We start from the raw sequence: 5,550 nt of genomic DNA on the forward strand, positions 1-5,550 counted from the left end.
GGCTCCGGCGGTAGGGATCGAACCTACGACCAATTGATTAACAGTCAACTGCTCTACCGCTGAGCTACGCCGGAACGGTCTGTGCCGTATAGCGCCCTCCGGATCAGGCGTCCAGAGGGCAAGAAGGACTTTCTTGAAAAAAATCAGCCGCTGCGCCGGCCAAAAACGGCGGAGGCGGAAAGGGGGCCTTGCGGTGCGGCCAATTTGCGGCCCGTGAGGTCAACAAGGTGAGCGAAAACATTGCGCTCGGCAGCTTTCAGCAAGGCCGGCGGGGTCTCGGTGTAGATCTTCCGGGCCAAAGCGGAAGCGCTGGCGGGCGCCTCTGAAAGCGCGTCCAGAATTGCGGCCTCGCGGGAGCCGCGGTGGGCGATCAGCCAGTCGAGCCGGCCGGCGGGATCGTGGACCGGGGCACCATGGCCGGGGTGGAACACACGCCAATTGCGCTGGCGCAGGCGGCGGCAGGAGGCCATGAAATCCGTCAGGTCGCCATCCGGCGGCGAGACCAGCGAACTGGCCCAGCCCATCACATGATCTGCGGTGAAACAGGCGCCGCCCCAAGCCAGTGCAATGTGATTGCCGAGGTGGCCGGGTGTATGGATGACCTCAAGGTCCCAGCCGTCACCGCGGATGATCTCGCCGTTCCCGACCGTGATGTCAGGTAAAAATCCGGCGTCGATGCCTTCGCCGCCTCCGGCCAGCCCGCGGGCGGCCAGCTGGCACATCACGGCGCTGCGCCCGGCTGCAGGCCCGCCAAAGGCAAAGACCGGCGCACCGGTTGCCTGGCCAAGCATCCGGGCCAGCGGGGAATGGTCCAAATGGCTGTGGGTCACGATAATATGCGTAATCTGCTGACCCGGCTGCACGGCGGCCAGAATCGCCGCAAGGTGCAGCTCGGACTCCGGCCCTGGATCAATGACCGCCAGCCCGCCGGTCCCGATCACATAGGTATTGGTGCCGCGATAGGTCATTGGCGAAGGATTCGGCGCCAGAATACGGCGCAGGCCCGGCTCCAGCTCTTCGGCCAAGCCGGCCGGCGGGTTAAAATCATCTGATGCCTGCATACTTTTGCTCCGCTGCTGTTTTCCCGGCCAGTGCGCGCCCGGATTGGCTTTTCTCTTTTCCAAGCGCCCTATAGGCTTAGCCCATGTTCTTCAAATGGCTCAAACGATATATGCCGCGCAGTCTATATGCCCGTGCGGCTTTGATCCTGGTGGTGCCCATCGTGGCGCTGCAGATTGTGGTGTCGGTGGTGTTCATCAAACGCGATCTGGAAGATGTCACCGTACAGATGACGGCCACCATCCAGCGCGAATTCGAGCTGCTGCGCCAGGTGGCGGACGCGGCAACGGACCAGCAGGCTGCATTGGTTCAGATCGGGCCGCTGCTGAAGCCGTTGAACATGCAGGCGCGGTTTCTGCCTCCGGGTGCGCCGCTGCCGGAGGATCAGTTCAGCCTGATCGAGTTTTCCGGCCGGGTGGTGCGCGAAGAACTGCAAAAGACGTTCCCGGGGTTTCTGGCGGCGCGGTTTCCTGCGGACCGCACGGTACAGGTCTATTTCGGTTCCGCGCACGGGCTGATGGAGCTCAGCTTTGACCGTCGCCGGGTAACTGCCGCCGCACCGCACCAGCTGATTGTCACAATGCTGTTGTTCGGCTTCCTGATGATGCTGATTTCCTTTCTTTACATGCGCAACCAGCTGCGCCCGATCAAGCGGCTGGCCAATGCTGCCGAAGCTTTCGGGCGCGGCCGGGCGGTGCCGTATTCGCCGGCCGGCGCATTGGAGGTGCGGGCGGCCGGCAGCGCCTTTCTGGATATGCGGGCCCGGCTTGAGCGGCAGATCGAGCAGCGCACGCTGATGCTGTCAGGGGTAAGCCATGATCTGCGCACCCCGCTGACGCGGATGAAGCTGGAGCTGGCAATGCTGGACGAGGAGGATGCAGCACCGATGCTGCGCGATGTGGATGAAATGCAGGGGCTGCTGGATGCGTTCCTGGATTTCTCCCGGGGGGCGGCAGTAAGCGAACCTGAACCGGTGGATCCGCAAGACCTTGTCCGCACCATCATCAGCGATTGGCAGCGCCAGGATAAACAGGTGGCTCTGGGAGAGATGTCCGGCACGGGGGAGGTGATGCTGCGCCGCCAGCCGGTGCGAAGGGCGGTGGAGAATTTGATCTCAAACGCCGTGCGCTATGGCTCCCAGGCGCGGGTTTCTGTGGCTTTGACTGATCGCTCCATGCGTATCCGGGTCGAGGATGACGGTCCTGGCATACCAGCCGGGCAGCGCGGCGATGCCATCCGCCCGTTCACCCGGCTGGATCCGGCCCGTAATCAGGACCGCGGGTCTGGTGTTGGCCTGGGCCTGGCGATTGTTGCCGACATCGCCCGTGCTCACGGCGGTACCTTGCGGCTGGGCGAAAGCACGGATCTGGGCGGGCTGAAAGCCGACATCGTGATCGCGCGTTGACTGCTATGCCGCACACGCTGACCCGCGGGGCAGGCGCCTGTGCGCCACCAGGTGTTGCGCGGCGGCGGCCGGCATCCAGCTTTTGCATTCCTTGCGGTCAGCGGCAGCACCGGATCACTGGCTTGACTGCCACGCAGGCTGAACCCGGACGGAAGCTTTGTGCATTCCTTGGCGGAATCTTCCGGGCGGCAAATCAGCCATGCGAAAAAGGGTAACAGAGGCTTTCCAAACTGGCAGTTTAGCGATGATTTCGGGAGGCCAGCGGTAGTCGGGAAGTTATGAAAAATCAAAGGCTTGTGCTGGCTGACTGCGATCCTTCGCCCATTGAATTCATTGAGGAATATCTAGGGTGGGTGAACCGCCAGAACTGAAACGGGGCCTATCCATGCGCGCTGGACGGCAAAACTGTCGCGCTCGGAAAGGCCGAAACAGCATGGATCGGCTTTGCAGCCTGCGATCGTTTCGGCCGCGTTACTGGTTCTGAAATAACGCCGCGCGGCAGCCCTAGCGGCACTTCTACCCTTTCCGTCCTCGCCCTTGCGGCGATGAGGGTGGCACGAGATCAGGGACTTGACGAGGCCAAAGGCCTCCATGGGGTCCGTTGTGTAATAACGGCCCCCCTTTTGCAGCAGCAGTCAGCCGCAGGCTCTGCCGCAAAAGATGCGAATGCCTAAGAACGCCTTGCGGAGCAAGGGTTTATTGGGCATTCGCGTCCGAACAAGAAAGAAGAAAACCACACTCACGAAGACCCTCAAACAGAAGATGGCCCCCCCCTTGGGCGGCGGAAATGCGGCAAAAGGGGGGGGCAAAATCCGATGACGCCGCGCCCACCGATGCCCCCAAAGGGTGGGGCATCTGGGCGCAAGTCTCGGGCGAAGCAAACGACCGGGCGCATGGTGGCGATCCCGGCGCGGTTCTTCCTCGACTACCTAAGCGTCACGATGACGAACGAGATCGACGGCAGCGGCGAGAATTCCGGCTTGACCGAGGCCCTTAGAGATCAGAAGGGCTATAACAAGCTTGCGCGTGGTCCGGTACTTCGCCCGGAGCGCGAAGCGGCGGAAGCGCATGAGGGCAAGGCCCTCGATTCGCTGTTGCGGTTCGTGGTCGCGGCAGGGCTGCATAAACGCGCAGAAGGCGAGGGGCGGCAGGGCTACAAGATTGGCTTTCAGTTCGGCGCCCACCCGACGCAGGGCAAGGCCTTTGTCACCGTTCGGGGCGGGCACAGCCGGAACATGCCGAGCCTGGAAATCAGCGGCGGCAATGGCGAGTGCGCCCGGGTCGCGCCGCTGGTGCGCAAACACCTCGGCCCTCAGCTCGTCAGCCGGGCGGACGCGAGCATTGATACTGACCAGCCGGGCTTGTTCGAGCGGTTGCAGAACTACATGAATGCGCGCAGCCCCTCCCTGGAGGTGCATCACCCAGAGGTCGAGGGCGACGATCAAGGAGGAAAGACGCTGTACTGGCTGCGTTACCTCGGCCTCAAGCGTAATGGCCGCAAGCGGTATTGCAAGCGCGGAGTCTGGCTCCGAGTCTACCAAAAAGATAAGGAGCGGTTGGCCCGTGGCGTGATCGCGCCGGAGGATATGAACCCGAATTTGTTTCGGACCGAATTCGTGATCGTTCATGATGAGCGCGCGGGCAAGAGGAAGCTGGCACTGGTGGCCCCGCAAGAGAGGATCGCAGATCATCGTAGCTCGTGTGAACTGGTCCAGTGGCTCGCATGTGAGTGCGAAGGGTTGACCGAGGAGGAGGCCGTACTGCGACTGACGAAGGTGCCCACGCCTGCTGACGACAAGACGGCGGAGGAGCGCGCGATTACGGGCACCGGGCAATACAAGAATCCTTCTGTAGATGCCGCCATTGAGCGATTTGTGGACCGCGATTCCGGGGGTAACTGGTCGGCGGCGGAGGTTGCACCGCGCGTCGTGCGCAAGGAGGTCGCGCGGCTAGTGATGCGCGAACTTGCATTCACAGGCGCGGTTGAAAAACGGATCCTCTGGCATGGCCTCGACAAGATCCGCCCCCCTGAAGAGGCTGAGTTTCGTGACCGGCACCGGGTGGCCCTGCAGAAGTGCCGCGATATTGCTGATGAGGCGCGGGCGCAGCGCGCGGCGGCGCAGGCATGAACATGGCGGCATTGCAAAGCGGATTCGCCCTGGCGCCGCGCCAGCATGGGAAGGCGGCGGCAGGGCGCGCATCCTGTCGGCAAATGTACCGGAGCGGCGCATGGGTCTGCCGCGTCAACGGATGGCGTTAACGCTCGCAGATTCCGTTGGTCTGGGGGCTGTTCGCCTTGGTTCTGGTGTGATCCACGTCCTCGACGGCCAGATAGAGCTGATAGGCATGGTTTTCGACCTTACCGCAATATTCGGTGCCGCGGTCCGTCAGGGTGCGCAGCAGGCTGACGCCATGTTCGGCAAAGAATGGAATAACCCGGTCGTTCAGCAGGTCGGCCGCAGTGATCGCGGATTTTTCGGTGTAGAGCTTGCAGGCCGCCACCCGCGCGTAGGTGTCGATGAAGGTCTGCTGGTAGATGCGTCCGACGCCCTTCATCGTGCCCACGTAATAGGTGTCCTGACTGCCGAGGTAACCAGGATGATGGCTTTCGATCACGCCATACGCCTCCTTCTTCTGCTGGGCTTTCTCCAGCGCGGCCATCTGCGCCTCGGTGAGCAGGATGCCGTCCTGGGCGGCACGGGCCTCCAAGGCTTTCAGCCGCTTCTTCATGGTCTCCAGGTCGTGCGCAGCCAGATCGAACGGACGCCGGACGATGACACCATGATGGCAGAAGTGTGAAAGTCACCTTGATTGAGCATGTGTTAGGATTCATCTTGGCCGGCTCTGAGACTCAGCTTCGTTGTGCCGAGATCGGTGCGGATCTCTATTTGGCCTTCCCCGATTGTGGGTCGGGACCGGGTGTGTAACTTGACGTGGAAATAGCAGAATACAGTTCGCCGAGCCCTCCCAAGAGATGCGCCGTGTATATTTCGAGGTGGAAAATGCTGGCACAATGAAGATCTCAAGGAGGTGTTTTTGAGCTTTGTCAGCCCTATTTTTATAGACTTCGAAGCTTCCTCCTTGAG

At 62.0% G+C, this 5,550-nt stretch carries 3 protein-coding genes, 1 tRNA gene and 1 pseudogene; 2 read left to right on the forward strand and 3 right to left on the reverse strand.

Annotated features, from left to right (window positions below; all coding sequences use genetic code 11):
• Positions 1 to 2 precede the first annotated feature (2 nt).
• Positions 3 to 74, reverse strand: a tRNA-Asn gene (locus VOI29_RS22160).
• A gap of 69 nt (positions 75 to 143) precedes the next feature.
• Complete coding sequence (locus tag VOI29_RS22165) at positions 144 to 1,061, reverse strand: MBL fold metallo-hydrolase (protein ID WP_323783752.1); 918 nt, start codon at positions 1,059 to 1,061, stop codon at positions 144 to 146.
• Between the two features lie 83 nt (positions 1,062 to 1,144).
• Here VOI29_RS22165 and VOI29_RS22170 point away from each other — a divergent pair, with 83 nt between their 5' ends.
• Together VOI29_RS22170 and VOI29_RS22175 are read left to right on the forward strand one after the other, a co-directional pair.
• A complete protein-coding gene (locus tag VOI29_RS22170; protein ID WP_323783754.1) occupies positions 1,145 to 2,464 on the forward strand; it encodes an ATP-binding protein in 1,320 nt (439 codons plus the stop codon).
• Positions 2,465 to 3,357: 893 nt separating this feature from the next.
• The gene (locus VOI29_RS22175) at positions 3,358 to 4,593 is read left to right on the forward strand and encodes a hypothetical protein (protein WP_323783755.1); all 1,236 of its coding nucleotides are present in this window, start codon (positions 3,358 to 3,360) and stop codon (positions 4,591 to 4,593) included.
• A 130-nt stretch (positions 4,594 to 4,723) separates the two neighbouring features.
• Here the strand turns inward: VOI29_RS22175 and VOI29_RS22180 are convergent.
• Positions 4,724 to 5,250, reverse strand: a pseudogene (locus VOI29_RS22180) (IS481 family transposase); the annotation flags it as partial.
• Between the last annotated feature and the right edge of the window lie 300 nt (positions 5,251 to 5,550).

Source organism: Leisingera sp., assembly GCF_034669605.1.
Taxonomy (GTDB): domain Bacteria; phylum Pseudomonadota; class Alphaproteobacteria; order Rhodobacterales; family Rhodobacteraceae; genus Leisingera.